Raw genomic sequence first — 26,885 nt, forward strand, 5'->3', positions numbered from 1 at the left:
GCCACGGCTATGTCCTATGGTACGGGGCTGCCGCGCAAGGGGCTTCCCCGGTCGAGATCCGAGAGGTCCGGTCCGGTGCCGCGAGGGTGTGGGGGGGGCTTGGTGCGACCGGGTCAAGGGGCCGACGCGATCCTGCCCGCCGGGGTTACCGACGGGCAAGGATTTTGAGCTGCTTCTGAGGTTGTGACCTGTGGTTTCAGTGCTTTCAGGGGGTTCAGTGCTTTCAGGGGGTTCGCTCGGCTCCCTTGGAGGATCCGGGCTTCTTGAAGCCGATGTCCTGGTAGCGCGGGCCCCCGAGCCCCCAGGCTCCGGCGTTCACCAGATCGGCCTTGGCGGCCACCAGCTGGGGGCGCTGGTAGAGGGGGACGGAGCCGGCGGCGGCCCAGATCCGGGCGTCCGCCTGGCGCACCAGGTCGCGGGCCTCCTCCTCGTCGAGGGTCCCCGCCGCCTGGTCGAAGAGCTGGTCGATGCGGTCGGTGCCGACCCGCGAGTAGTTCTGCTCGACCAGCAGGGAGCCGTCCGAGGCGGGCTCGGGCTTGGCGAAGATCGGCCGGGCGTCGGTCGCCGGGAAGGCGGAGGCGGGCCAGGAGTAGAGGGCCAGGTCATAGTCGCCGGAGGCCACGTGGTCCTTGAAGAAGCTGTCGTCGGAGACCTTGGTGACCTCGGTGCGGATGCCGACCGCGTCGAGCATCCGGACGATCCGGTCACCGACCGCGCGCAGGGACTCGGAGCCGGGGCCGGAGGGCAGGACGAAGCGGAGGCTGAGCGCCTTGCCGTCCTTGCCGAGGGCCTGTGTGGCCTCGGGCGCGGTGACGGGGGCGGCGGTGCCGCGTGGGGCGTAGGCCCCGGCGACGCCCCTGTCCGTCCTGGCGACCGTCTGGGCGGCGTGGGCGGCGGCGCCCGTACCGGTGTCGAGCGCCTCGGCGCGGGCGAGGAGCGCCGCGCTCAGGTCGGCGGCGGCGGGGGCCGGCGCGAGGATGTTCGTACCGTTCTCGGGGCCGTTCGCGCCGATGGCGCCGGTCCGGCGATCGCCCGGCTTGTCGTCGCCGACGATGTAGAGGCCCTCGTCGGAGGGGGTGTCGCTGTCGCTCCCCTTCTTCTTGGCCTCGGTGGAGCCCGCGTCCTTGGCACCCTCCTCCTTCTCCGCCTTCCCCTTCTCCTTCTCCTTCTCCCTCTGCTTCTCCGCCTTCCGCTTCTCCGCCTCGCTGCCCGCCTTGGTGCCGGTGCCCGCGGGCTTCCTGGCGCCGCCGGGGACCCAGCCCGCGTCGGCGAGGAGTGCCCGCGCCTCCTTGGTGTCCTGGCCGCCGAGCGCGTCGCTGCCGTCCGCGTACGCGGCCTGGCCCGCGAGGGCCAGGTGGCTGCCGGGGGGCTGGGCCGGGAGACCGAGCGGCTTGAGTACGGATTCGGCCAGTTCCTGGCGGTTGATGGCGCGGGCCACCGCCCTGCGCACCCGCTCGTCGGCGAGGGGGCCGGACTCGCCGTTCAGCGAGAGCTGGGTGTAGGCGGGTTCCAGTGACTTGCGGACCACGTACTTCGCGAGGGTGTCCTGCGCGCTCGCGTAGGTGGCCAGGGCCTGCTGGTTCTTCGTGCGGGCGGCCTGGACCTCCTCCGCCTTCTCCTCGTCGGAGCCGTGGGCGAGGGCCCAGGACTTCAGCGCCTTGGAGGGTGTGATCTGCGATCCGGGGCCGTGGGCGAGGGCGGCCTGCGCGCCGTTGCGTCCGGCTCGGGCGTCGCGGACCGCGAGGGAGATCCGCTCGGCGGTGGACCGGTCGATCTCGGCCAGGTCGAGGGTGCCGGCGGCGAGGGCCTCCGTGCGGTCGGCGCGGGGGACGGCCTTGAGGACGAGGCTGTCGAGCTTGGCGGGCTGTCCCCACCAGCGGGGGTTGCGGGTGAGGGTGACGTCGCCGCCCTTGCGGTCGATCGTCTTCAGCAGGAACGGTCCTGCGGTGGCCTTGAGGGTGGTGCGGGCCCCGTCGTTGAAGGCGTTCGGGGAGCCCATCACCTGCTTCGGGTAGAGCGGGGTGAAGAGGGACTGCCAGTCGGCGTACGGCTTGGAGAAGGTGACCCGCACCTCCAGGTCGTTCTTGCCGCGCTCGATCTTCTCGATCCGCTCGTAGCCGGAGTTCCGGGCGGTCCAGTACGCCGTGTCCCGGCCGCTCAGGGCCCGCCACTGGGCCACGAAGTCGGGGGCGCCGATCTCGCGCCCGTCGCTCCACACGGCCTGCTGGTTGAGCTTGTAGAGGACGACCTGCCTGGGCTCCGTCTCGACGACCTGCGCGGACTCCAGGTAGTCGGGGTTCCGCTGCGCCCTGCCCCGCTCGTCGAGCGTGTAGAGGGAGGGGAGCACGGCCCCGGCGATCCGGGTGGTGGTGCCGTCGGCGTCGGCCTGGAAGGTGTTGAGGGTGGTGGGCAGTGCGTCGACGGCCCAGCGGAGGGTGCCTCCGTCGGCGACCTTGTCGCGGGTGGCGGGCGCGTTGTCCTGGGCCGCGGCCGGAGCTCCGTCGCCCTCGTCGCCGGAACTGCATCCGGCGAGGACGGTGACCGCGAGGACGGCGCTGGTGAGGGTGGCGACGGAGCGGAGCGTGCGGGAGCGGGGGCTCCTGGAGCATGTCCTCCCGCGAGGGGCGCCGATCTGGGACATGACATGTACCCCTTCGTCCAGATTTATTCCATTTGGAGATGATCACACCTATTGCTCATACACTGAAAAGGACGGAACAGATCCGGCCACGGCGACACGGCGGCACGTCCGGAAAACCCCACTCGTGCGGCCCAACCGCCCCTGCGCACGACTTCCCAAGCGGGATGTGACGCGCGACACTCACGAAGGTGAGGCAACCATGTCCGTCCAGGACGACCTGGCGGCCGTCAAGCGCCGCCTGCAGGACCTTGAGCACACGGTCGAAGAGCTGGAACACCGCGTCGGAACGGAGCGGGGCGCGCCCCGCGCGCCGAGCGCCGGCCGCGCCGAGAGCATGGTGACCATCCCCGACACCCCGTACGACGCCGGGAAGTGGACCGACGTCGACGACGAGGGCCTGGGAGCACGGGACCACCACGCGCCGTAGAGCCGTAGAGAGCCGAGGAGCCGAGGAGGCCCTGTTGGCCACAGGTACGGAACCGCCCGGGTCCGCGACGGGCGTGCGCTCCCCGGGGCGCGCCGCCATCGCCGCCCGCCATCTGCGCAGCGACCGCTGGTGGCTGGCCCCGGCCGCCACCGCCGCCGGACTCCTCGCCTTCGTCGTGTACTCGACCTGGCGGGCCTTCTCCAACGCCGACTACTACTCCGCCCCCTACGTCTCCCCGTTCTACTCGCCCTGTCTGGCGGAGAACTGCGTGCCCATGCGGGGCGGGCCGAACTGGGAGCTGTTCGGCAGCTGGTGGGGGCTCTCCCCCGCCCTGCTGATCCTGGTCTTCCCGTTGGGCTTCCGGCTCACCTGCTACTACTACCGGAAGGCGTACTACCGGGGGTTCTGGGCCGCACCCCCGGCCTGCGCGGTCGCCGAACCCCACAGCGCGTACACCGGCGAGACCCGCTTCCCGCTGATCCTGCAGAACCTCCACCGGTACTTCTTCTACGCGGCGCTGCCGGTGGCCGGAATCCTCACGTACGACACCGTCCTGACCTTCCGGGACACCGACTACGCCTGGGGCCACGCCGGTCTCGGGACGGTCCTCTTCGTGGTCAACATCACGCTCATCTGGGCGTACACCCTCTCCTGCCACTCCTGCCGCCACATCGTCGGCGGACGGCTGAAGCACTTCTCGAAGCATCCCGTCCGCTACCGGCTGTGGACCTGGGTGGGCCGGCTGAACGCCCGCCACATGCTCCTCGCCTGGGCCTCCCTCGTCAGCGTCGCGCTCTGCGACCTGTACGTGTACCTGCTCGCCACCGGCACCTTCGACGACCCGAGGTTCTTCTGAGATGACGCACGTCGAGCGACAGCAGTGGGACGTGGTCGTGGTCGGCGCGGGCGGCGCCGGGCTGCGGGCCGCGATCGAGGCGCGCCGCGCGGGCGCCCGTACCGCCGTGATCTGCAAGTCCCTCTTCGGCAAGGCGCACACCGTGATGGCCGAGGGCGGGATCGCCGCCTCCATGGCCAACGTCCACCCGCAGGACGACTGGAAGACGCACTTCCGCGACACCATGCGCGGCGGGAAGTTCCTCAACCAGTGGCGGATGGCCGAGCTGCACGCCCAGGAGGCCCCCGAGCGGGTCTGGGAGCTGGAGACCTGGGGCGCGCTCTTCGACCGCACCCCGGACGGCCGGATCTCGCAGCGCAACTTCGGCGGCCACGAGTACCCGAGGCTCGCGCACGTCGGCGACCGCACCGGGCTCGAACTGCTCCGCACCCTCCAGCAGAAGGCCGTCGGGCTCCAGCAGGAGGACCACCGCGAGACGGGTGACCACGAGGCCCGGCTGAAGGTCTTCCAGGAGTTCACCGTCACCCGCGTCCTGAAGGACGGTGACGGGCGGGTCTCGGGGGTCTTCTGCTACGAGCGGGAGAGCGGGCGCTTCCTCGTCCTTGAGGCGCCCGCCGTCGTCCTCGCGACCGGCGGCATCGGCAAGTCCTTCAAGGTGACCTCGAACTCCTGGGAGTACACCGGCGACGGGCACGCGCTCGCCCTGCTCGCCGGGGCGCCCCTGGTGAACATGGAGTTCGTGCAGTTCCACCCGACCGGCATGGTCTGGCCGCCGTCGGTGAAGGGCATCCTCGTCACCGAGTCGGTACGCGGGGACGGCGGCGTGCTGCGGAACTCCGAGGGCCGGCGCTTCATGTTCGACTACGTCCCCGAGGTCTTCAAGGAGAAGTACGCGGAGACGGAGGAGGAGGGCGACCGCTGGTACGAGGACCCCGACCGCAACCGGCGACCGCCCGAGCTGCTGCCCCGCGACGAGGTGGCGCGGGCCATCAACTCCGAGGTGAAGGAAGGGCGGGGCTCCCCGCACGGCGGGGTGTTCCTCGATGTGTCGACGCGGATGCCGGCCGAGACGATCCGGCGCCGGCTGCCGTCGATGTACCACCAGTTCAAGGAGCTGGCCGATGTCGACATCACGGCGGAGGCGATGGAGGTCGGGCCGACCTGCCACTACGTGATGGGCGGGGTCGCCGTCGACTCGGAGACGGCCGCCACGGTCGGCGTTCCCGGGCTGTTCGCGGCCGGTGAGGTGGCCGGCGGCATGCACGGCTCCAACCGTCTCGGCGGGAACTCCCTCTCCGACCTGCTGGTCTTCGGGCGCCGGGCCGGTCTCCACGCGGCCCAGTACGCGTTCTCGGGGGCGGGCGGCGGGGTCGTGGCCGCCGATGTGCAGGCGGCGGCGGCCGAAGCACTGGCCCCGTTCGCCGGCCCGGAGCCGGGGACGGTGCCGGAGGCCGCGCCGGGAGCGGTGTCAGGGGGCGCGCCGGGGACGGTGCCGGGGGCCGCGGAGAATCCGTACACCCTTCATCAGGAGCTCCAGCAGACGATGAACGACCTCGTCGGGATCATCCGGCGGGCGGGTGAGATGACCGAGGCGCTGGAGCGGATCGCCGCGCTGCGGGCCCGCGCCCGCCGGATCTCCGTCGAGGGCCACCGGCAGTTCAACCCCGGCTGGCACCTCGCCCTCGACCTGCGGAACATGCTGCTCGTCGGCGAGTGCGTGGCCCGCGCCGCCCTGGAGCGCACCGAGTCCCGGGGCGGGCACACCCGCGAGGACCACCCGGCGATGGACCGCGAGTGGCGCCCGGTGAACCTGCTGTGCCACGCCGAGGACGACGGCGTCCGGCTGGAACGGACCCGCACCGAACCCGTGCGCCCCGACCTCCTCGCGCTGTTCGAGCGGGAGGAACTCGCCAAGTACCTCGCGGACGACGAACTGGAAGGGGGTCCCGGCGCATGAGCACCTACGACGCGCGGTTCCGGGTGTGGCGGGGAGACCCCGGCGGCGGCGCACTGACCGACTACACGGTGGAGGTCCACGACGGGGAGGTCGTCCTCGACGTCGTGCACCGCCTCCAGGCCACCCAGGCGCCGGACCTCGCGGTGCGCTGGAACTGCAAGGCGGGCAAGTGCGGTTCGTGCTCGGCCGAGATCAACGGCCGGCCACGGCTGCTCTGCATGACCCGGATGTCGGTGTTCGCCCGCGACGAGGTGATCACCGTGACCCCGATGCGCGCCTTCCCCGTCGTCCGCGACCTCGTCACGGATGTGTCCTTCAACTACGCGAAGGCCCGCGAGATCCCGGCGTTCGTGCCGCCCGCCGGGGTCGGTCCCGGCGAGTACCGGATGCGGCAGGAGGACGTGGACCGCTCCCAGGAGTTCAGGAAGTGCATCGAGTGCTTCCTCTGCCAGGACACCTGCCATGTCGTGCGCGACCACGAGGAGAACAAGGAGGCCTTCGCCGGGCCCCGCTTCCTCATGCGGATCGCGGAGCTCGACATGCACCCGCTGGACGCGGCGGAGGAGGCCGGGATCGACCGGCGGCGGACCGCGCAGGACGAACACGGGCTCGGCTACTGCAACATCACCAAGTGCTGTACGGAGGTGTGCCCGGAGTCCATCCGCATCACCGACAACGCCCTGATCCCGCTGAAGGAGCGGGTCGTGGACCGGAAGTACGACCCGCTGGTGTGGCTGGGGAAGACGATCGGCCGACGGAAGGGCTGACGGCGGGCCGGTGACGTGGCGTCCCCCGGCGCGCGAGATCCGGCCTCCGCCCGTCAGTTCCAGTCGGCGCGGTAGGCCGCCCAGTCGCCCTCCTCGGCCGCGAAGTCGACGTACAGGGCGACGCCGAACCGCTCCCGGCCGGGGTCGGTGCGTCCGAGGCCGAGTCCGGTGCCCCGGACGGCCGCCTCGACGGTCTCCGCGTTCTCGTGGTGGCCGAGGTCGTCCTCGTGGAAGAAGGGCAGCCCCATGAGCAGGTCGGTGGACTCGGGGGTCACTTCGAGGGCCAGGCTGGTCTGCTGGGCGACGTACCCGCCGTAGAGGCCCTCCAACGGCATCCAGGTGTCGTACGACATGACGGCGATCTGGTCGACCCGCCGGGCGACCTCGCCGAAGAACTCCTGCGACCACCACTTCTCGCTGCCGCTCACCGCGCCGTTCACCGAGTGCAGGCCCGGCAGCGGGTCTATCTGATGGGCGGCGACGGAGAGCGGCGCCTTCCGTGCCCGGGTCACCTTCCCGAGGTCGTCGAGGAGGGAGAGGTAGTGGGGGTCGTCGGAGAGCAGCGGCTCCAGGTCGAAGTGGACCCCGTCGAAGCCGGTGTCCAGGATCTGCCGGGCCGAGGTGACCACGGCCGCCCGGGAGCCGGCGTCCTCCAGGCGCAGCCCATCGGGCCCCTCGGTCGCCAGGACGTCACCGAGCCAGGCCTGCACCCGTATCCCCGGCATGGTGCGGTGGACGGCGTCGATGAACCACTTGGCGCGGGGGTACCGGGTGGCGGGCAGGGTGCCGTCGTGCTCCAGGGGGCCGGCGTGGACGTACAGGTCGCGTATGCCCGTGCCCTTGATCCGCGCGGCGAACGCGGCGACGTCCGCGTCCTTCTTCCGCCCGTCGACCCAGGCGTGTCCGAGCCAGACGGCGTCCTTGCCCCGGGTCCTGGCGTCCTCCCTGACGTCCCCCGCGTAGTTGACGCGCAGGGCGAGCGCCCCGAACAGCGGGGGCACCACCAGCACCAGGGCGAGGCCGAGCACGAACCAGCGCCCCCGTCGCCACATACTCCTCAGCCGTCCACTCACCCGAGCCCCCCGAGAGTCGTCGTGCCACTGTCGTCGTGTCACTGATCCCACCGCTCCCCACCGTAGCGGTGACTACTGACAGTGACGCTTGCCTGTGGAGAACGGTTTCTCCCCGGCTCAGGTCCGGTCGCGGAGCGACATACCCGGACATACCCTCCCCCTTGTGACGCGAATGGCCACCCGAACCCTTCTCGCGGTGCTGGTGGCGGCGTGGTGGCTCCTCGTACCCGCCGTCGCCCACGCCGACGACCCCGTCGCACTGTCCCGCGACGGGCAGATCACCGACCGGGTGAACGCCCTCGGCGACCGCCGCGCCTCCGTGGTCCAGGCCCTCGACCGGCTCTACGACGACCGCCGGATCCAGCTGTTCGTCGTCTACGTACGGGACTTCTCCGGCCGCACCGGGCAGTCCTGGGCCGACGCCACCGCCGAACGCAACGGCCTCGGCGTCGACGACGTGCTGCTCGCCGTCGCCACCCACGACCGCAGGTACGGCTACTCCGCCGACCCGGACTCCCGCCTCACCCAGGCCCAGCTGAACGACGTCGCCCGAACCGCGATCGAACCGGCACTGAGGCAGAACGACTGGGCCGGCGCCGCGATCGGCGCGGCCGACGGGTACTCCGCCGTGCTCGCCGGCCGCCCCGTGCCCACCCCGGCCGTCACCCCCGGGCCCACCGATCCCGGCGGCGCGGCCGGCGGCACCTCGGCGAGCGACCTGATCCTGCCCGTGGTCCTGGTCGGCGGCGCCGGAGCCGTGGCGGCCTACGCGTACACCAAACGGCGCAGGCGGACCGAGACCCGCACCACCCCCCAGGGCGGACAGGGCTGGGGCCCGCCGAAGGAACCCGCGCCGCCGTCCCTCGACGAACTCGACGGGGAGGCCCGCCGGACGCTCGTCGCCACCGACGACGCCGTCCGCACCAGCCAGGAGGAGCTCGGCTTCGCGTCCGCCCAGTACGACACGGAGACGGTGCGCCCCTTCACCGAGGCCGTCGCCTTCGCCGAGGAACAGCTGACGGCCTCCTTCCGGCTGCGGCAGAAGCTCGACGACTCCTTCTCCCAGGACGACTCCACCCGCCGGAGCATGCTGGAGGAGATCCTGCGCCGCTGCGCGCAGGCGAACGCGCGCCTCGACGCCGAGAGCGAGGACTTCGACCGGCTCCGGGCCCTGGAGCACACCGCGCCCGAGGCGCTCGAATCCGTGGAGACCGCGTTCCGGGAGCAGACCGGCCGGGTCGGCACCGCCGAGGCCGCCCTCACCGCCATGCGCGAGCGGTACGCCGAGACGGCCGCCTCTCCCGTCGCCGGTGACGTCGAGCAGGCGAAGGACCGGCTGGTCTTCGCGACGGCCCACGTCAACCAGGCCCGCCAGCGGATCGACGCGGGGGACAACGCCGGGGCCGCCGTGCACATCCGGGCGGCCGAGGGCGCCGTGGACCAGGCCGCCCGGCTGATCGAGGCGGTGGACCGGCGGGCGAAGGAACTGGCCGAGGCGGTCGGCAAGCTGCCGGGCGCCCTCTCGGAGACGGACGCGGACCTGGCGGACGCCCGGGGCCTGCTGAAGGGAACCGCCGAAGGCGTGTCCACGGCCGATCTCCAGGGCCGGATCGCCCGCGCCGAATCGGTGGTCGCGGAGGTACGGCGGGCGGTGGACGCGGGGCGGTACGACCCGATCGACGCGCTCCGCCGGGTCGAGGTGGCCGACACGGCGCTCGACGAGGCGCTGGAGGGCGCGCGGGAGCGCGAGTCCGGCAGCCGGCGGGCCCGCGGACTCCTCGACCAGGCGATGCTGACGGCACGTTCGGCGATCGGGGCGGCCTCGGACTACATCACCACGCACCGGGGCGCGGTGGGCAGTGAGGCCCGTACCCGCCTGGCCGAGGCCCAGCGGCGCTGGGAGAAGGCGCGGGCGCTCGCCGAGGCCGACGGCCCGACGGCCGCGCTCGCCGAGGCGCAACGGGCGGACTCCCTCGCCCGGCGCGCCCAGGACCTCGCCGAGCAGGACGTACGGACGTACGGGAACCCGAACGGGCTGGGCGGTGGGACGGGGGCCGGAGGAAGCGGTGGCGGGCTCGGCGGCGCGGTGCTCGGCGGCATCATCCTCGGCGGGCTGTTCGGCGGGGGAAGGGGCGGCGGACCCGGGGGGTTCGGCGGGGGTTCCGGTGGCGGGGGGTTCGGGGGCGGGCCCGGCAGCTTCGGCGGCAGCGGTACGCGCGGCCGGCGGGGCGGCGGTGGCCGCTTCTGACCCCGGCGCGTTCCGCGCCCTCCCCCTCTCTTTCCGTCCCTCTCAAGGAGAAGAGCCATGAGCAAGCAGACGGTCCTCGGCCGGGTCACCCAGCTGGCGAAGGCCAACATCAACGCCCTGCTGGACCAGGCGGAGGATCCGCAGAAGATGCTGGACCAGCTGATCCGCGACTACTCGAACAACATCGCCGAGGCGGAGGAGGCGGTGGCCGCGACCATCGGGAACCTCCGGCTGATGGAGCAGGACCACCAGGAGGACGTGGAGGCGGCGAAGGAGTGGGGCGGCAAGGCCCTCGCCGCCAGCCGGAAGGCCGACGAGCTGCGGAGCGGCGGGCAGCAGGCGGAGGCGGACCGCTTCGACAACCTCGCGAAGGTGGCGCTGGGCCGGCAGCTCCAGTCGGAGAAGGAGGCGCGCACGGCGGAGCCGACGATCGCCGCGCAGACCGAGGTGGTGTCGACGCTCAGGACGGGCCTCGACCAGGTGAGGGCCAAGCTGGGTGAGCTGCGGGCCAAGCGGGACGAGCTGGTGGCCCGTGCCAGGTCGGCGCAGGCGCGGAACACGATGATGGACGCGGTGAAGAACATCGACGTGCTCGACCCGACCAGCGAGCTGAGCCGGTTCGAGGACAAGGTGCGCCGGGAAGAGGCGCGGGCGATGGGCAAGCAGGAGCTCGCCGCCTCGTCCCTCGACGCCCAGTTCGAGCAGTTGGACGCGTTGGGCGACAGCGCCGAGATCGAGGCCCGGCTGGCCGCGCTCAAGGGCTGACCGGGCGGCTCCTCTCAGAACATGCTGAGCAGCTGTTCCACCGTGGGTTCCGCCGTGCCCTCGCCGTCCGGGAGGTCCAGTTCGAACCAGACGGTCTTCCCGCGCGGGGTGCGGCGCGACCCCCAGGAGGAGCTGAGCAGCCCGACCAGCTGGAGGCCCCGGCCGCCCTCGTCGGTGTCCTTGGCGCGGCGGCGGCGCGGCTGGACGAGGCCGGCGTCCCAGACCTCGCAGACGAGGGTGCGGTCGCGGAGCAGCCGCAGCCGGATCTCGCCCTCGCCGTAGCGGAGGGCGTTGGTGACGAGTTCGCTGACGAGGAGTTCGACGGTGTCGACGAGTGCTTCGAGGCCCCAGGCCCCCAGCTGGATGCGGGCGAGTTCCCGCGCCCGGCCGACCGAGCGGGGTTCCCTGGGCAGCCGCCAGTCGCCGACGGCCTCGCTGGGCAGGCCCTGGATCCTGGCCATGAGGAGGGCGATGTCGTCCTCGCCGTGCCCGGTGTCCAGGGTGTTCAGGACCCGGTCGCAGACGTCTTCGAGCGGTCGGGCCGGGTCGGTGAGGGCGCGCCGGAAGGCGGAGAGGCCCTCGTCGAGAGGGTGGTCTCGGGACTCGACGAGCCCGTCGGTGTAGAGGGCGAGGAGAGCGCCCTCGGGCAGTTCGAGCTCCACCTCCTCGAACGGTTCGCCGCCGACTCCGAGCGGCATCCCCGGGGGTACGTCGAGCAGTTGGGCCTCTTCGCCGGGTTCGACGAGCACCGGCGGGAGGTGCCCGGCGTTGGCGAAGGTGCAGCGGCGGGTGACCGGGTCGTAGACGGCGTAGACGCAGGTGGCGAGGTAGACCTCGGAGAGTTCGGGGCCGCGGGACTTGTGGGTGCGGGACTGCTGGGCGCCGATGGGGGCGCCGAGTCCGCGGGCGATCTCGTCGAGGTGGGAGAGGACTTCGGCGGGTTCCAGGTCGAGCTGGGCGAGGGTGCGGACGGCGGTGCGCAGTTCGCCCATGGCGACGGCGGCGCGCAGTCCCCGGCCCATGACGTCGCCGATGACGAGGGCGGTGCGGTGTCCGGGGAGTTCGATGACGTCGAACCAGTCGCCGCCGACCTCGGTGGCGGTGGTGCCGGGGAGGTAGCGGCAGGCGATGTCGAGTCCGGCGGCCTCGGGGTCGCCGGGCGGGAGCAGGCTGCGCTGGAGGATCAGGGCCCGCTCGTGCTCGCGGCGGTAGAGGCGGGCGTTGTCGATGCAGACGGCGGCGCGGGCGGCGAGTTCGACGGCCAGGGCGCGGTCGCGTTCACCGAAGGGCTCGCTGCCCTTGGTGCGGGAGAACTGGACGAGGCCGACGACGATGTCGTGGGCGACCATCGGGACGACCAGGGTGCTCTGGACGAGGTCTCCGTCGACGCCGGGCACGGTACGGAGGCGGCCGGTGCGCAGGGCTCCGGCGCAGGGCGAGTTGAAGGGGTAGCGGTGGACGGCCCCGACCGTGATGGGTTCGGGTCCGCAACAGCCGCTGTCGGGCTCCTGCCGTGCGTCGGTTCTGCGGGGGGTGTCGGACACGGCGCTGGCGACGGCGACCCGGCGGAGTTCGGCACTGCCTGCCCCGTAGCCGACGTCGTGGGAGCTGCCCCAGCGGCCGGGCGGTGCCTCGTCGCCGGTCAGCAGCCCCTGGTAGAGGTCGACGGAGGCCAGGTCGCAGAAGCCGGGGACGGCGACGTCGAGCAGTTCGCGGGCGGTGGCCTCCAGGTCGAGGGTGGTGCCGATGCGGGCTCCGGCCTCGTTGAGGAGGGCGAGGTTGCGGCGGGCGCTGGCGGCTTCCCTGGCGGCGTTGTGACGGCGGGTGATGTCGATGCCGAGGCCGGCGACGCCGATCGGGCGGCCTGAGCCGCTGTGCACGCGGTAGAGGTTGATGGCCCAGTGGCGGCGGTCCCTGGCGCCTGGCGCGGCGCCGATGATCTCGAAGTCGGTGACGGACTCCCCGGTCTCCAGGACGCTCCGGAGGGCGGCGGTCATCCGGTCGGCCTCGGACCGGCCGAGGTAGTCGTGGACGGTGCGGCCCCGGTGGTCGTCGGCGGAGCCGCCGAAGACGGTGGCGAAGCGCCGGTTGGCCCGCTTCACGGTGAGGTCCGTGCCGAAGAGGAGGAACCCGAAGGGTGATTGGCCGAATATCGCCTGGGAGGCGGCGAGGTCGGTCTCGATCCGGCGCAGGGCGCGTACATCGACGACGATGCAGAGCGCGGCCCGTTCACCGGACTGGGTCTCGCTGGGCATGACGTACATCTCGGCGATCCCGTGGGCCCGGTCCTCGCCGGGGACGCGGAACGGGACGAGGCCCGTCCACTCCTTGCCGTCGAGGATCTCCCGGACCTTCCGGTGGCCCCGCTCGCGCAGCTCGGCGGGCATGAAGGCCTCGACGGGGTCCCTGCCCCTGGCCTCCTCGGCGGTGACCCCGAAGAGGTCCACGGCGCGTCGGCTCCACTGCTCGACGAGGCCGTCGGGCCCGATCGAGAAGGAGGCCACCCGGATGTAGTCGTAGATGGAGCCGGGCGGGCTGCTGTGCCACACGACGCCGCCACTCGCCGTCTCAGGTATCTCGCTCACGCGACCGTCCCCTCCAGCTCACCGCACCGGACCGGCCATGCCCGCAGTATTCAATACAGCGGGCCCCGACGGCACGACGTTCACGATCACAGGGTGGTCTCGTTCGTCCCGCGGCGAGTACCGGTGATCGTTGTCTCTCCCTGTTTACTCACCAGGCAGAGCCAGCTCGAACCATACGGTTTTGCCCGTCCTTCCCTTACGGGTCCCCCAGCGGCGGGCGGAACAGGCCACGAGTCCGAGGCCGCGACCCCCTTCGTCCTCGGGTCCCGGGGCCCGTTCGGTCGGCGGATCCGGAAGCGGATCGGAGACCTCCACCAGCAGTGCGGGCGGGTGCGCGGGGTCCGTTCCGTCGGGGCGGGGGCGGACGAGGCGGACCCCGATGGGTCCGGAGGCGTACCGCAGGGAGTTGGTCACCAGCTCGCTGACCAGCAGGACGGTCAGATCACCGAGGGCGGAGTCGAGTTCCCAGGACCGCAGGGTCTCGCGCACGGCATGGCGGGCCGTGCGCACCGCGTTCGCCTCCGCCGGGAAGTTCCACTCGGCGCGGTCGCCGTCGGTGTCGATCACACCCGATCACTTCCCCAGCCGTGCGTCAGCAGGAAGGCCCACGTCCTCTTCCAACGGGTCAATCAGGACATACCCGATATTTGGGGTGGGATATCGCGCTGGGCGCAGCAGCGGGCGCACGGTGGCACGAACGGCGTAGGGAATCAGTCGCGTGCGCCCGCGCCGGGGGTCGCCGGAAGCCTCAGGGCGGCCTCGGCGACGGCGGGCCGGTCCTGGTCGAGCCAGTCGACCGAGTCCAGCTCCGAGCGGGTGAGCCAGCGCAGCTCGTCGTGGTCCTCCAGCGGGCGGGGCTCGCCGGAGAGCAGCCGGGCGGTCCACACCTGGAGGACGTAACCGGGCTTGAGCGGCCATTCCCCGGGGATGCGCTCGCCCGGCTCGACCCGCACGCCGAGTTCCTCGCGGAGTTCGCGGACGAGGGCGTCTTCGGCGCTCTCGCCCGGTTCGAGCTTGCCGCCGGGCAGTTCCCAGCGGCCGGCGAGTTCGGCGGGGGCGCTGCGGCGGGCGGCGAGCAGCCGCCCCCGGTCGTACAGGGCGCCGGCGACGACGACCACGACGCGGGAGTCGCGAGCGGAGCCGGGGCCTGTGCCGGGGTCGGACCCGTGCGGTACGGCGGGTTCGGTGGTGCGTTCCGTCATGGGCGCGAGCGTAGCCCGGTCGGGGAGGCGTCCGCCGGGGTCAGAGGGCGGGGCTGCCGATGCGCTCGACCAGATAGAGCTGCTTGTGGCCGCGGTCGTCGAGACTGTCCGCGATCTTCTGCGCCTCGTCCTTGGTCGCGTACCGCCCCACCCGGTAGCGGTTGCCGTTGTCGTCCTGCCGGATGACGAGCCAGGCGAGGTCGGAGCCGCTGTCGGTCATCAGACTTCCCCTCCCGCCGGTCCGGGCGCCACCAAGCATCTCCGGGAAACCGCAATCCGCATATGCCGGAGCTTACGCCTGACCTTCACACAGCGGATACGGAATTGTACAAAGAGATACGGATCGGCCGGGAACCGACGGCGAGAGGCCGAAGGTCACACCCCGGGCACTCGCGCGGGCACGGTCGGCACCGGCATCAGGACGGGCGCGCCCGCACCCCCGGGGTCCTTGCGGCAGACGTCACCGCAGGTGGCGTCGAGCGAGCAGCAGAGGGAGCAGACCGGCCCGGACCGTACGGGGCAGTCGGCGATGTCCGGGAGTTCGTAGGCGGTCTCGCACTCCGCGCAGAGATGGGTGGCGCGCCCGTCGACGGCGCCGGCCACCGGCCCGTTCACGGTGTTGGGGCGGGCCAGGTAGTAGCGCCCCCGGGTCGCCCAGGCGATCAGCGGGCAGAGGGCGACGGCGAGACCGGCGGCGATGAAGGTGGAGAAGGCCTGCGCGTAGGCGCCGAAGAGGCCGAAGAAGGCGAGGATCGAGACGACGGAGGCGATGACCATGGACCCGAATCCGGCCGGGTTCACGGCGTACAGGTAGGCGCGCTTGAACTCGATGTACGGGGGGCTCCAGCCGGCCCGCTTGTTGATGACGAGATCGGCGGCGACGGCCGCGATCCAGGCGATGCCGACGTTGGAGTAGAAGCCGAGCAGCTTGTTCAGGGCGGCGAACATGTTCATCTCCATCAGCGTCAGCGCGATGGCGAGGTTGAGGAAGATGTACCAGACGCGCCCGGGGTGCCGGTGGGTGACGCGGGAGAAGAAGTTCGACCAGGACAGCGAACCACTGTAGGCGTTGGTGACGTTGATCTTGACCTGGGAGACGATCACGAAGAGCGCGGCGGCGGGCAGGGCGAAGGAGCCGAGCCAGGGCCTGAGCGCCTCGATCTGCGGGGCGATCGGCTCCAGGGCGTGGGTCCTGCCGACGGCCTCCAGGGCGACGAAGGCGAGGAAGGCGCCGCCGAGTTGCTTGGCGGCGCCGATGACGACCCAGCCGGGCCCGGCGGCGAGCACGGCGAGGTTCCACCGGCGCGCGGTGGCCTCGGCCTTCGCGGGCATGAAGCGCAGATAGTCGGCCTGTTCGCCGATCTGGGCGATCAGCGAGAGCGCGACGCCCGTGCCGAGTCCGAAGCCGAGCCACGAGAAGCCGGCGCCCGCCCCCTCCGTACCGCCGAAGGAGGCGAAGGCCCCCCAGGCGTCGGGGGCTTCGAAGGCGAGGACGACGAAGGGCAGCAGCATGCCGACGATCCAGACCGGCTGCGTCCACGCCTGTACCTTGGCGAGCGCGCCCATGCCGCGGAAGACGATCGGGATGACGATCAGGGTCGTGAGGAGATAGCCGAGCTCGACCGGCAGCCCGACGGCCTGGTGCATGGCCTGGGCCATGATCGAGCCTTCGAGGGCGAAGAAGATGAAGGTGAAGGAGGCATAGATCAGCGAGGTGAGCGTCGAGCCGAAGTAGCCGAAGCCGGCACCGCGCGTGATCAGGTCCATGTCCAGGCCGTACGTCGCGCAGGCGCGGGCGATGGGGATGCCGGTGAGGAAGATGAGCGTGGCGGCGGTGAGGATCGAGGCGAGGCCGCTGCCGAAGCCGTAGGTGAAGACGATCGAGGCGCCGATCGCGAAGTCGGCGAGGTAGGCGATGCCACCGAGGGCGGTCCCTGCCACGGTCGCGGGCGACCAGCGCCGGAAGGAGTGCGGGGCGTAGCGCAGCGAGTAGTCCTCGCGGCTCTCGTCCGCGGCCAGCCTGGCGTAGCTGCGGCGCGGCCCGGGAGGCGGGGCGGCCTCCCCCGGTGCGCCGAGGGCCGGGGCGGGACTCTCGCCCGGCTCCGGGGTGGGGGTGGTGATCGTGTCCGTCATGGAGGTTCCTGTCGTCCGGCCGAGTCGCGGGTACGGACGAGGAAGCTAGGAGCCGGTCGTGACGGACGGCGGCGGCGGGAGGTTGCCGGGCGGTTACGCGAGCTGACACCCCGTTAACTCGTGGTCACGCCACCCGGACGACGGACTCCGCTGACCGGTGGGGGTCGACGGAGAGGCGCCGCGCGGGGCGGGCCCGGCGGCCTCGGACGGCCCGTCGGAGGCTCATCTCACCGGCAGGTGGTACGAGAGGCGGTAGCGGTCGGCGGGGACGACCACGTCGGCCGTCTCGACCGCGCGCCCCGAGGCGTAGTACGTGCGCTCCACGACCATCACCACATGGCCCGGCACCCCGCCCAGCGCGAGGAGTTCCTCGGCGAGGCCCGGCCGGGCGCCGACCTCCTCCACGACGTTGTCCACGACCACGTCGATGGCCGCCATCCGCTCGACGACCCCGCAGCCGCCGAGCGGCCCCTCCTCCGGGAGCATCACCGGCGTCCGCCCGGTGACGGCGAGCGGCTCCCAGGAGGTGGCGACCATCATGGGCTCGCCGCCGTCCCGGTAGACGTACCGCGTGCGCATCACCCGCTCCCCCGGTTCGATGCCGAGCCGCTCGGCCACCTCGGGGCCGGCCGGTTCCTGCTCGCTGTTCGACTCCCAGGTGCCCCGGGCCCCCTCGGCCGCCTGCTCCTGCCGGAAGGGGCTGGCGCCGGACGCCGGACGGTACCCGGAGCGGGCGATCCGGCGCGGCACGGGACGCTCCCGCACATAGGTGCCCGAGCCCGAGCGCCCCTCCACGAGTCCCTCGGCCATGAGCACCTTGCGGGCCTCCAGCGCGACGGTGTCCGACACCCCGTACTCCTCGCGGATGCGTGCCTGCGAGGGGAGACGCGTATGCGGCGGAAGCGAGCCGTTGGCGATCTTCTCCCTCAGATCGCTCGCCACGCGCAGATAGGCGGGCTGCTCACCGAACGTCACTGGACACTCCCCTCAGGTTGACTTACAGCTACAGACTGACAACCGTGGGTCGCGATCCGCAAGCATGGGCCAAAGTTTCACTCGAAGTGATGACGCCGAGATCACACCTCTTGCTACCCGCGGTCACACCGAGTAGGCGGGCCACGCGCACCGAGTCGACGCGCCACACCCCTTGACCCCTATTGGTCCAGACCAATATGTTCCTGCCTGCAAGCTCCTCCGCACGCCCCTCCCCGCCTCTCCGCACGCTCCCTCCCGCCTCGCACAGGAACGAGCCCATGCGTCCCAGAGCCATGACCAAGCTGACCCTCGGCACCGCCGCCGCGGCGGCCCTCGGCCTCCTCGCCACCCTGGCCCCCGCCGCCGACGCGCACCAGCCCGCCCCCACACCCCCGCGCCCAAGCGCGTCGGCTACTTCACCCAATGGGGCATCTACGGCCGGAACTTCCAGGTCAAGGACCTGGAGACGAGCGGCACCGCCGCCAAGCTCAGCCACATCAACTACGCCTTCGGCGTGGTCGGTCCGGACGGCACCTGCCTGATGGGCGACGCCCCCGGCTCCGACCCCTGGGCGGACTACGTGCGCCCCGTCGACGCGGCGACCTCCGTGGACGGCGTCGGCGACCCCGCCGACCAGCGCCTGGCCGGAAACTTCAACGAGCTGCGCGAGCTGAAGGCGAAGCACCCCGGCCTCAAGGTCATGATCTCGCTGGGCGGCTGGAGCGGCTCCGCCCACTTCTCCGACGCCGTGCGCACCGACGCGGGCCGCAAGAAGCTCGTCGCCTCCTGCCTCGACACCTACATCAAGGGGAACCTGCCCGTCGACGGCGCCCGCGGCGGAGCCGGAGCCGCCGCCGGAGTCTTCGACGGAGTCGACCTGGACTGGGAGTGGCCCGGATCGGACGGCGCCCCCGGAAACGTCATCCGCCCCGAGGACAAGCCCAACTTCACCAAGCTGGTACGGGAGTTCCGCACCCAGCTCGACGCCTACGGCCGCTCCCTGCCGCAGCGCAGGCACTACGACCTCAGCGCGTACGTGCCCACCGCGCCCGCCAAGATCGACGCGGGCTTCGAAGTCGCCCGGATCATGCGGGACTTCGACTTCGTGAACCTCCAGGGCTACGACTTCCACGTCTCCGGCGAGAAGACCACCGCGCAGCAGTCCGCGCTCTACGCCAAGAACGACTTCAGCGTCGACCAGACCGTCAGGGCCTGGCTGCGGCGCGGCGCGCCCGCCCACAAGCTCGTGGTCGGCATGCCGTTCTACGGCCAGGGCTGGACCGGCGTCACCGGCGGCGGCGACGGCCTCGGGCAGCCCGCCACCGGCCCCGCCCCCGCGACCTGGACGGCCGGCTCCGAGGACTACAAGTTCCTGAAGGCGCTGGCGGATTCGGGGACGTACAAGCTCTACCGGGGCCCCCGCGACGGCCACGCCTGGCTCTTCGACGGCACCACCCTGTGGACGTACGACGACCCGACCGCGCTGCGCACCAAGGCATCCTACGTCCGGCGGAACGGCCTCGGCGGCGCGATGGTCTGGTCCCTCGACGGGGACACCCCGGACGGCGAGCTGATCACCGCCATCGACCGGGGTCTGTCCCGGCGCTGACACCCCGCCCCGGCCGCCCTCCCGGCGGCCGGGGCCCCCGAACCGCGGACCGGCGCCCCGCCGCGCGCGGTGCGCCGGAACGGCGGTCGGTCACGGGCCGCCGTCCCCGGCACGCCGCTTCCGGTCCGCACACGACGGGGCCGGGCCTCCCGAGGGTGACCCGGCCCCGTCCACACGGCGCGCCACACGTCACGTGCCCCCGCACGCCGCCGTCACGTACCACCCCCGCACCCCTCTCAGGCCGAGGTCCCCTCGCCCGCCGGGAGCGTGCCCGTCAGGCCGAGTGCGGTGCGGGCCTCCGCGCCCAGGTTCTCGGGCAGGGCGTCCCAGGCCGTGTCGTACGCCTCCCAGTAGGCGTCCGCGTCGGGCGCCGCCGCCAGCTTCGCCCACTGCTTCGAGGCCGTGTCGAGCTGCTTGCCCAGCGCCGCGACGGGGGCCGTGGAGGCGCCCGGCCAGTAGTGCTGGTCGAGGCCCGTGCGCGCCCCGTTGATCGCGGCGAGAAGCTGGGCGGACCAGGCCTTGTTGGCGGCGAAGTCCTCGTCCGGGTCCTCCTCCGGCTCCTGGTAGACCACCGTCTCGATCGGGTTGACGGCGTTCAGGAACTGCTCCTGGTCGGCCGTCAGCTTGGCGGCGTCGGAGCGCACGGAGCCGCTGAAGGGGTTCTTCTTGCTGGCGAACGCGCAGGTCACCGTGCGGTCGCCACCGCGCCAGCTCTCGCGGCTCGGCAGGTAGTAGTACAGCCAGACGTCGTTGGGCACGGCCCAGGTGTCCATCGCGTAGGCGGCGTTGATCGTCTCGCAGCGCTTCACCGCGATCTTGTCGATCGCGTCGTCGCCGGGCCACTTGTCGAAACCGGTGACCTTGAAGCCGCCGGAGACCTCCCCGTCGTGCGGGCGGGCGCAGTCGACGATCGTGACGTCCGTCGCGTACTCCTCCAGCTTGCCGTCGTCGCTGAAGCACTGCCCGGTCCGCAGGGAGAACGGCGACTTCGTACGGGACGCCTCGTCCACGCCCTCCTTGAAGTCGCCCCAGGCCGAGCCGATGCCGCCGGTCGCGAGGCCGACGACGAGGAGCAGACAGCTGAGCGCGGAGAGGACGATGCCCGTGATGGCCATCCCCTTGCCGTCCTGCTCCCTCTTCTTGATCTGCGGAAGGGCGATGAGCCCGAGGACCAGACCGAGGGGCGGCAGACAGCAGACGATGCCGGAGACGAGGGAGCCGATGGCGAGCCCGTTGGTGGTGCGCCGGGGCGGCTGCCCGTAGGGGAAGGGTCCCGGCCCCCCTGCCGGGCCGCCGTAGGGGCCGGTCGCGTACGGCATGCCCGGGGAGGTGTACGGGCCCGGGGCGGGCCATCCGCCCTGCTGCGGACCCCCCTCGGGCTGCTGCGGCGGCGGGCTCGGCTGGGTCGGCTCCACGGGTACGGTGCTCCTGTTGCGGCGCGTGACGCGAACAAATGATCGGGCGCGCATCGTACGCGGCGGGGCGGGCGGGACGGACAGCCGGGGCGCGCCTCGGACGCGGAAGGGACGGCCGCCCGCAGGCGACCGCCCCTCGTCGTGCTCGTCAGACCCTGCTCATCGAGCCGGGCTCAGAACTGCAGGCCCCAGGAGTCGATCTTCCCGGTGTCGTAGGTCGCGTTGTCCGTGACCCGCAGCTTCCATGTGCCGTTGGCGACCTCCGAGGAGGCGTTCACGGTGTATGTGGTGTTGATGTTGTCCGCGCTGCCGCCCGTACCGAAGGCCTTCAGGGTGTACGCCGAGCCGTCGGGGGCGATCAGCTGGACCTGGAGGTCACCGATGTAGGTGTGGACGATGTTCACCGGCACCTGGAGGGCGGCCGGGGCGTTGCCCGTGACGCCGCTGACGGTGACCGGGGACTCGACGGTCGCGTTGTCGGCGACGGTGAAGTCCGCGGTGTTCTCGAACTTCGGGCCGGTGGGCGGGGTGGTGTCGCCGCCGCCGATGTACAGGAGCCTGTTCGGGGAGCCGGTGCCGGGGCTGGTGACGACGTTCGGAGTGGCGGCGGCCGTCAGAGCCGCGGAGACCTGCGCCGGGGTCGCGGTCGGATTGCCCGCGAGGTAGACGGCGGCGGCTCCGGCGACGTGCGGGGTCGCCATCGACGTACCGGAGATGGTGTTGGTGGCGGTGTCGCCGGTGCCCCAGGACGAGGTGATGGAGGAGCCCGGGGCGAAGAGGTCCAGGCCGCTGCCGAAGTTGGAGTAGCTCGCCTTGGCGTCGCCCGACGTGGTCGCGCCGACGGTGATGGCCTCGGCCACGCGCGCCGGGGAGTGGTTGGCGGCGTTGTCGGTCTCGTTGCCCGCCGCGACCGCGTAGGTCACGCCGGAGGCGATCGAGTTGCGGACGGCGTCGTCGAGGACGGAGTCGACACCCCCGCCGAGGCTCATGTTGGCGACGGCCGGCTTCACGGCGTTCCGCGTGACCCAGTCGATGCCCGCGACGACCTGCTCGGTCGTGCCGGAGCCGGAGTTGTCGAGGACGCGGACGCCCACGATCTTCGCCTTCTTGGCGACGCCGTACGACGAGCCCGCCACGGTGCCGGCGACATGGGTGCCGTGGCCGTGGCCGTCCTGCGCGGTGTTGTCGTTGTCGATGGCGTCGTAGCCGTCGGAGGCACGGCCGCCGAACTCGGTGTGGGTGATGCGGACACCGGTGTCGATGATGTACGCCGTGACGCCCTGCCCGGCGGTGTCCGGATAGGTGTAACTCTGGTTCAGCGGAAGGGCCTTCTGGTCGATCCGGTCCAGGCCCCAGGACGGCGGGGAGGGCTGGGTGCCGTCGATGTGGAAGACGCGGTTCTGGACGACGGACCGCACGGCCGGGTCGGCGGCGAGCTTCTTGGCCTGCGCCTCGGAGAGCTCGACGGAGTAGCCGTTGATCGCCGAGGTGTACGTCCGCTTGATCTTCGCGCCGAACCTGGCGGCGACGGCACGGCCCTTGGCGGTCTCCGCCCGGGCGGACCCGTCGAGGGTGACGATGTAGCTGCCCGGGACGGTGCCCTCGGCTCCGGCGTTCTCGATGACGCCCTCGGGGGCGGCCGGTGAGGCGGCGGCCGGGAGGGCGGAGAGGGAGCCGAGGGTGAGGGCGGCGACGGCGATGGCCGCGGCGGTGGCGATTCCGCGACGCGATTCACGCATCACTGACATGTGGGGGGTCCTCCTCGTTGGTGGTGCGCTGCTGTGGGGGTGTGGTGCTGTGGGGGGTGCGTTGCGCCGTGGGGGGGGGTGCGTCGTGCTGTGGGGGGTGCGCGTTACCGAGGAACATGGCAGGGGCATGACAAGACGAGCCAGGTTCCACGCCGTCTTGAACATCCGGCTGCCGAGCGAAAGATTGGCTGATCCATAGGAATCCCACAAGGGCTACCGACAGCCCGCAACACCCGTGCCACACAGCTGACATGCTGACCGGCATGACCGCCTACGTGTGCCCCCGCTGCCAGGTCCAGTCGCCCGCGGACGCGCTCACCTGGTGTTGTCCGAAGTGCCGCGGCCCCTGGGATCTGGCGTTCGCGAGCGCCCCGGTTTCTCTCCGGTCACTCGCGTCACGTGTGAATTCATTGTGGCGTTACGAGGAGGCGCTGCCGACGATGCCGTACGCGGCGGACGTGACGCTCGGGGAGGGCCGCACGCCTCTGGTCCCCCTCCTCAGATCCTGCGGGCGGTACGGGCGACGGGCGGCACGTTCCTGACGGTGGAGGAGGACGACATCCGCACCGGCCAGCGGGGCCTGGCCCGCCGCGGCCTCTTCGTGGAGGCGACCGGCGTGGCCTGCTGGGCGGCCGTCCGCGCGGCCCCGGCACGTCCGGGCCTGACAGTGGTGCCGCTGTGCGGGGCGGTGGCGAAAACCGGCCTGACGCCGTGACGGGCGGGCAGCCGCCCGGCCCTCACTGATGCAGGCCCCGGAACGCCGAACGGTGCGGCCTCAGGGACGGACGGTCGAACCCGCCCCTGAAGCCGCACCGGCCCTCATCGACCCCGGCACGATCACCGAACCGGCCCTCACCGATCCCGTCCGATCACCGAACCGGCTCCCGCCGATCCCGCGCGCTCACCGATCCCCCGCCGATCAGAACTCGTCGGCGCCGTTGCGGAGCTCGTACGTCCAGTAGCCCGTCTTCGCGGCGGCCTCGTCGACGGCCAGGCCGCCGGCCGGGGCCTTCACGACGACGCTGCCCTCGGCGGGGCCCTCTGCCGCGAAGAGGTTCACGTTGAACTCCTTCACGACCTTGTTGTCCTCGTGGGCGCCGCCGAGCGCGACACGCACGTTGGCGTACGCGGGCGCACCGGGCTTCAGGACGATCGGGGCGGCCGGCTTGCTCTTCGCGACGGCCGGGATGTCCTTGGCGGTCTGGATCGGACCGAAGGCGATCAGCGGGTACTCGAGGAGGGTGCAGGCGCTGCCCGAGGTGTTGGTGGCGGTGAGCACGATGTGCTCGGTCGGCACCTCGTCGGCCTTCGCCGCCGTGACCTTCACATCGCCGGCGGCGCAGGCGCGGGCCTTGGTGGAGCCGGTGCCGCCGCCCGAGGAGCCGGTGCCGGAGCCGGTCGTGGACCCCTTCGTACCGGAGCCGCCGGTGGTGGAGCCGGCCGTCGAGCCGCCGGTGGAGCCCGAGCCGTTCTTCGCGGTGGTCTGGTCCGCCCCGCCGGCGCCGGCGACGGTGTCGGTGGTGGCCTGGGCCGACTTCGAGGCGCCGACGCTCCCGTCGTCCTTGGCGCCCGCGGCAGCGTCCCCGCCGCCGCAGGCGGTGAGGCCGAGCGAGAGGGCGGCGATGGCGGCGGCGGCCAGGACGGTGGACTTGTGGTGGTGACGCATGGTGTTTCCCCCGTAGAACGCGGTCGGTCCACCCGGCGGCGCGTCCACCCGGTGGCGTCACCACCCGGCGGACATCCACCGGGTGATGCAACCAGCTTCCGGCCCCGCACTGCCGTCCCGCTTGCGTACCGCTAACGATCCGCTGACAGCCGCGAAAGTCGGGCCGCGGCCCGCGCGGAACCCTCCGGGAATCCGGCCGCGTCGGCGGCCACGATCGCGCGTTCCAGCTGGTCGGCGGCCTCGTCGAGGCGGCCGATGCCGGCCAGGGCCTCGCCCCGGACGATCTGCAGCTGGGCCTGGACGACCACCGATTCCGGCGGGACGAGTTCCCCCGCGCGAAGGGTGTGGGCGAGCGCCGCCTCGTGGTCCCCCACCTTCAGGCAGTGCCCCGCCAGGTGCTGGAGAGTCAGGACCTGGGTCGACGGATGCCCGGTGCGGTCGGCGAGCGAGACCGCGTGCACCATGAGCAGCCCGGCCCGGTCGTGCTCGCCGGTCGCGTCCAGGACGGCGGCGTAGTTGACGTACCCGATGGCCTCGCTGATCGTGTCGCCGACCCGGGCGGCCAGCCCGGGCGCCTTCTCCAGGTGGAGGAGCGCCTCGGCGTCCCGGCCCTCCTCGTGCAGGATCCAGCCGAGCAGCGCCCGCGCGCGGGACTGGGCGTCGGGATCGCCCACCCGCTCGGCGGAGGCGAGCCCCGCCTCCAGGAGCGGCGTCCAGCCGTCCCCGATGCGCATGAGCATCAGCGGCCACTGCACGAGCGCGAGCCGCCAGGCCCGGTCGTGCAGTCCGAGGGCAGCCGCCGCGGTGACCGCGCCCTCCAGGGCGGCGCGCTCGGCGACGTACCAGTCGAGGGCCGCCGTACGGTCCTCGAACTCGCGCGTCGCGGCGGGCCGGCGGGCGTCGGCGGGCAGCGAGTAGCAGGGCTGGGAGCCCGGCTCGGCGGCGGCGTCGGCCGCGAGCCCCGTGTACAGGTAATGGTCGAGGAGCCGGGGCAGGCCCTCGGGATCGGCCTGCGGGGCGAGATGGCGTGCGTAGAGGCGCACCAGGTCGTGCGGCATCCAGCGGCCGGGCACCGACTCGGTGAGGAGATGGGCGGCGGCGAGCCGGTCGAGGTCGGCGGAGGCCTGCGCGGGGGAGGTCCCGGCGAGGGCGCCCGCCGCGAACCGGTCGAGGTCGGAACCGGTGTGCAGGCCGATGGCGCGGAACAGCCGGGCGGCGGACTCCGGGAGCTGCTGCACGGTGAGGTGCAGCGCGGCGGAGACACCCCGGTCCTCGACGTCGAGGAGCGTCAGCCGGCCCTGCTCGTCGGCGAGTTCGCCGACCATCTCGTCGAGGGTCCAGCGGGGCCGTTCGGCGAGCCGGGCGGCCGTCACGCGCAGGGCGAGCGGGAGCCCGTCGCAGAGTCCGGCGAGCCGGGCGGCGGCGGCGGGTTCGGCTGCGACCCGCGTCTCGCCGAGGACGGTGGTGAGCAGTGCGGCGGAGTCGGCCGGGGGGAGGTGTCCGAGGGGCACCGGGCGGGCGGCGTCGGAGGCGATGAGGCCGCCGAGCCGGTCGCGGCTCGTGACCAGGGTGGCGCAGTGGTCGCCGCCGGGCAGCAGGGGTCTGACCTGCTCGGAGGAGCGCGCGTTGTCGAGGACGACGAGCAGCCGGCGGTTCGCGGTCAGGGAACGGAACAGTGCGCCACGGGCCTCGACGGCCTCGGGGATGCGCTGCGGGACCACGCCGAGGGCGAGCAGGAACTCGCGCAGGACGGCGGCGGTCTCGGGCGCGGCGGTGTCGCTGAAGCCGCGCAGGTCGGCGAAGAGCCGCCCGTCGGGGAAATCGGCGCGCCGCTCGTACGCCCAGTGCACGGCGAACGCCGTCTTGCCGACGCCGGCGGGTCCGGTGACGAGGCAGACGGGTCCGTCGCCGGCGCGTACGGCCCGGTCGAGCGCGGCCAGCTCGGTGCCCCGCCCGGTGAATCCGCGCGGCGCCCTGGGCAGCCCCTCGGGTTTCGGGGCCTCGGCGGGAACGGCGGGGCGCGGCGCGGCGACGGGCTCGGCGGACCGGAGCAGCGTCGAGTACGCCTCGCTGAGCGTCTCGCCGGGGTCGACGCCCAGCTCCTCGGCGAGCAGCCGCCGGGTGCGGTGGTACCAGTCGATGGCGTCCGACTGACGGCCGGAGCGGCCGAGGGCCAGCATCAGCGCGGCGGCGAGGGACTCCCGCAGGGGGTGCGCGACGGCTTCGGTACGGAGTACGGCGGCGGCCCTGGCGTGCTCGCCGAGTGCGCCGTACGCCTCCGCCAAGGCCTCCACGGAGGCGAGCCGCAGCTCTTCGAGGCCACCGGCGGCGGCTTCGAGGGGGCGGCTGTGGACGGTGCCGGTCAGCGCGGGCCCCTGCCAGTAGGACAGGGCCTCCCGCAGCATCCGCACGGTGTCGGCGGGTCGGCGCTGCACTCCGGCGAGCCCCACGAGTTCCTCGAACCGGTGCACGTCCACGAGCGACTCGGGCATGCGCAGCACGTACGCCGACCCCTGCGTGGCCAGCTCGACGCCGTACGCCTCCGCACCGTGCTCGGCCAGCAGCGCCCGCAACCGCGAGACGTGCCCCTGCAGTACGGTCTTGGCGTGCGTGGGCGGCTCTTCCTCCCAGAGGGCGTCGATCAACTGCTGGACGTTGACGGCACTGTTGGGCCGCAGCAGAAGCATCACGAGGAGGCTGGACCGCTTGGCGGGCCCCAAGGCTACGTCCCCGTCCTCCGTCACCAGCGCAACGGAGCCGAGCAGCCGGAACTCCACCAGTACACCTCCGGTTATCCCTCTCCCCCATTTCCCCCAGC

General features: G+C 72.5%; 19 protein-coding genes and 1 pseudogene. 8 read left to right on the top strand and 12 right to left on the bottom strand.

Translation table 11 applies throughout. The features are described from left to right. Positions 1 to 223: 223 nt before the first annotated feature. A complete protein-coding gene (locus tag ABT154_RS04100) occupies positions 224 to 2,641 on the bottom strand; it encodes an ABC transporter family substrate-binding protein (RefSeq protein WP_351852528.1) in 2,418 nt (805 codons plus the stop codon). 199 nt (positions 2,642 to 2,840) lie between these two features. Between ABT154_RS04100 and ABT154_RS04105 the strand changes: the two genes are divergently transcribed. From ABT154_RS04105 to ABT154_RS04120, 4 genes are read left to right on the top strand one after another with little or no spacing between them, the layout of a single operon-like run. Beyond that, complete coding sequence (locus ABT154_RS04105) at positions 2,841 to 3,068, top strand: Rv0250c family protein (protein ID WP_351852531.1); 228 nt, start codon at positions 2,841 to 2,843, stop codon at positions 3,066 to 3,068. A gap of 34 nt (positions 3,069 to 3,102) precedes the next feature. Next, positions 3,103 to 3,924, top strand: a complete 822-nt coding sequence (gene sdhC, locus ABT154_RS04110) for a succinate dehydrogenase subunit SdhC (RefSeq protein ID WP_351852534.1) — start codon at positions 3,103 to 3,105, stop codon at positions 3,922 to 3,924. Position 3,925: 1 nt separating this feature from the next. After that, positions 3,926 to 5,881: a fumarate reductase/succinate dehydrogenase flavoprotein subunit gene (locus tag ABT154_RS04115; protein WP_351852537.1), complete on the top strand. Its 1,956-nt coding sequence runs from the start codon at positions 3,926 to 3,928 to the stop codon at positions 5,879 to 5,881. Further along, the gene (locus tag ABT154_RS04120) at positions 5,878 to 6,648 is read left to right on the top strand and encodes a succinate dehydrogenase/fumarate reductase iron-sulfur subunit (protein WP_351852539.1); all 771 of its coding nucleotides are present in this window, start codon (positions 5,878 to 5,880) and stop codon (positions 6,646 to 6,648) included. Before ABT154_RS04115 ends, ABT154_RS04120 begins: the two co-directional genes overlap by 4 nt. A 53-nt stretch (positions 6,649 to 6,701) precedes the next feature. Here ABT154_RS04120 and ABT154_RS04125 read toward each other — a convergent pair whose 3' ends face one another. After that, entirely contained in the window at positions 6,702 to 7,700 is a 999-nt protein-coding gene (locus ABT154_RS04125; RefSeq protein ID WP_351852542.1) for a glycoside hydrolase family 18 protein, read from the bottom strand. Positions 7,701 to 7,893: 193 nt separating this feature from the next. Between ABT154_RS04125 and ABT154_RS04130 the strand changes: the two genes are divergently transcribed. Together ABT154_RS04130 and ABT154_RS04135 are read left to right on the top strand one after the other, a co-directional pair. Further along, positions 7,894 to 9,969 (top strand): TPM domain-containing protein, encoded by a 2,076-nt coding sequence (locus ABT154_RS04130; RefSeq protein WP_351853147.1) that lies wholly within the window; start codon positions 7,894 to 7,896, stop codon positions 9,967 to 9,969. A 57-nt stretch (positions 9,970 to 10,026) separates the two neighbouring features. Next, complete coding sequence (locus ABT154_RS04135; RefSeq protein ID WP_351852545.1) at positions 10,027 to 10,734, top strand: PspA/IM30 family protein; 708 nt, start codon at positions 10,027 to 10,029, stop codon at positions 10,732 to 10,734. Positions 10,735 to 10,748: 14 nt separating this feature from the next. Here the strand turns inward: ABT154_RS04135 and ABT154_RS04140 are convergent, their stop codons facing one another. The 6 genes from ABT154_RS04140 to ABT154_RS04165 all read right to left on the bottom strand — a co-directional run bounded on the left by ABT154_RS04140 (position 10,749) and on the right by ABT154_RS04165 (position 17,629). Further along, positions 10,749 to 13,319, bottom strand: a complete 2,571-nt coding sequence (locus tag ABT154_RS04140; RefSeq protein ID WP_351852548.1) for a SpoIIE family protein phosphatase — start codon at positions 13,317 to 13,319, stop codon at positions 10,749 to 10,751. Between the two features lie 144 nt (positions 13,320 to 13,463). Next, positions 13,464 to 13,886 carry an ATP-binding protein gene (locus ABT154_RS04145; protein WP_351852551.1) on the bottom strand — a complete coding sequence of 141 codons (423 nt, stop codon included), beginning with the start codon at positions 13,884 to 13,886 and terminating at the stop codon, positions 13,464 to 13,466. A gap of 143 nt (positions 13,887 to 14,029) precedes the next feature. Continuing rightward, entirely contained in the window at positions 14,030 to 14,521 is a 492-nt protein-coding gene (locus tag ABT154_RS04150) for a (deoxy)nucleoside triphosphate pyrophosphohydrolase (protein WP_351852553.1), read from the bottom strand. Between the two features lie 40 nt (positions 14,522 to 14,561). After that, positions 14,562 to 14,741 carry an SPOR domain-containing protein gene (locus tag ABT154_RS04155; protein ID WP_317877213.1) on the bottom strand — a complete coding sequence of 60 codons (180 nt, stop codon included), beginning with the start codon at positions 14,739 to 14,741 and terminating at the stop codon, positions 14,562 to 14,564. A 155-nt stretch (positions 14,742 to 14,896) separates the two neighbouring features. After that, positions 14,897 to 16,654: a purine-cytosine permease family protein gene (locus tag ABT154_RS04160; protein WP_351852556.1), complete on the bottom strand. Its 1,758-nt coding sequence runs from the start codon at positions 16,652 to 16,654 to the stop codon at positions 14,897 to 14,899. A 222-nt stretch (positions 16,655 to 16,876) separates the two neighbouring features. Beyond that, complete coding sequence (locus ABT154_RS04165) at positions 16,877 to 17,629, bottom strand: GntR family transcriptional regulator (RefSeq protein ID WP_317877215.1); 753 nt, start codon at positions 17,627 to 17,629, stop codon at positions 16,877 to 16,879. A 278-nt stretch (positions 17,630 to 17,907) separates the two neighbouring features. On the opposite strand from ABT154_RS04165, the pseudogene ABT154_RS04170 reads away from it, so the two are divergent. Further along, positions 17,908 to 19,238 (top strand): annotated as a pseudogene (locus tag ABT154_RS04170) (glycoside hydrolase family 18 protein). Between the two features lie 236 nt (positions 19,239 to 19,474). On the opposite strand, the gene ABT154_RS04175 reads toward ABT154_RS04170, so the two are convergent. Together ABT154_RS04175 and ABT154_RS04180 are read right to left on the bottom strand one after the other, a co-directional pair. Further along, positions 19,475 to 20,653, bottom strand: coding sequence for a DUF4190 domain-containing protein (locus tag ABT154_RS04175; protein ID WP_351852560.1), 1,179 nt, complete (start codon positions 20,651 to 20,653; stop codon positions 19,475 to 19,477). A gap of 173 nt (positions 20,654 to 20,826) precedes the next feature. Then, entirely contained in the window at positions 20,827 to 22,401 is a 1,575-nt protein-coding gene (locus ABT154_RS04180; RefSeq protein ID WP_351852563.1) for a S8 family peptidase, read from the bottom strand. 544 nt (positions 22,402 to 22,945) lie between these two features. Here ABT154_RS04180 and ABT154_RS04185 point away from each other — a divergent pair. Then, a complete protein-coding gene (locus ABT154_RS04185; RefSeq protein ID WP_351852566.1) occupies positions 22,946 to 23,116 on the top strand; it encodes a hypothetical protein in 171 nt (56 codons plus the stop codon). A 204-nt stretch (positions 23,117 to 23,320) separates the two neighbouring features. On the opposite strand, the gene ABT154_RS04190 is transcribed toward ABT154_RS04185, so the two are convergent. Next, positions 23,321 to 24,067: a DUF4232 domain-containing protein gene (locus tag ABT154_RS04190; protein WP_351852569.1), complete on the bottom strand. Its 747-nt coding sequence runs from the start codon at positions 24,065 to 24,067 to the stop codon at positions 23,321 to 23,323. A gap of 131 nt (positions 24,068 to 24,198) precedes the next feature. After that, positions 24,199 to 26,844: an AfsR/SARP family transcriptional regulator gene (locus tag ABT154_RS04195; RefSeq protein WP_351852572.1), complete on the bottom strand. Its 2,646-nt coding sequence runs from the start codon at positions 26,842 to 26,844 to the stop codon at positions 24,199 to 24,201. Between the last annotated feature and the right edge of the window lie 41 nt (positions 26,845 to 26,885).

It is taken from the genome of Streptomyces sp. NPDC001728 (assembly GCF_040297565.1).
Lineage (GTDB): Bacteria > Actinomycetota > Actinomycetes > Streptomycetales > Streptomycetaceae > Streptomyces.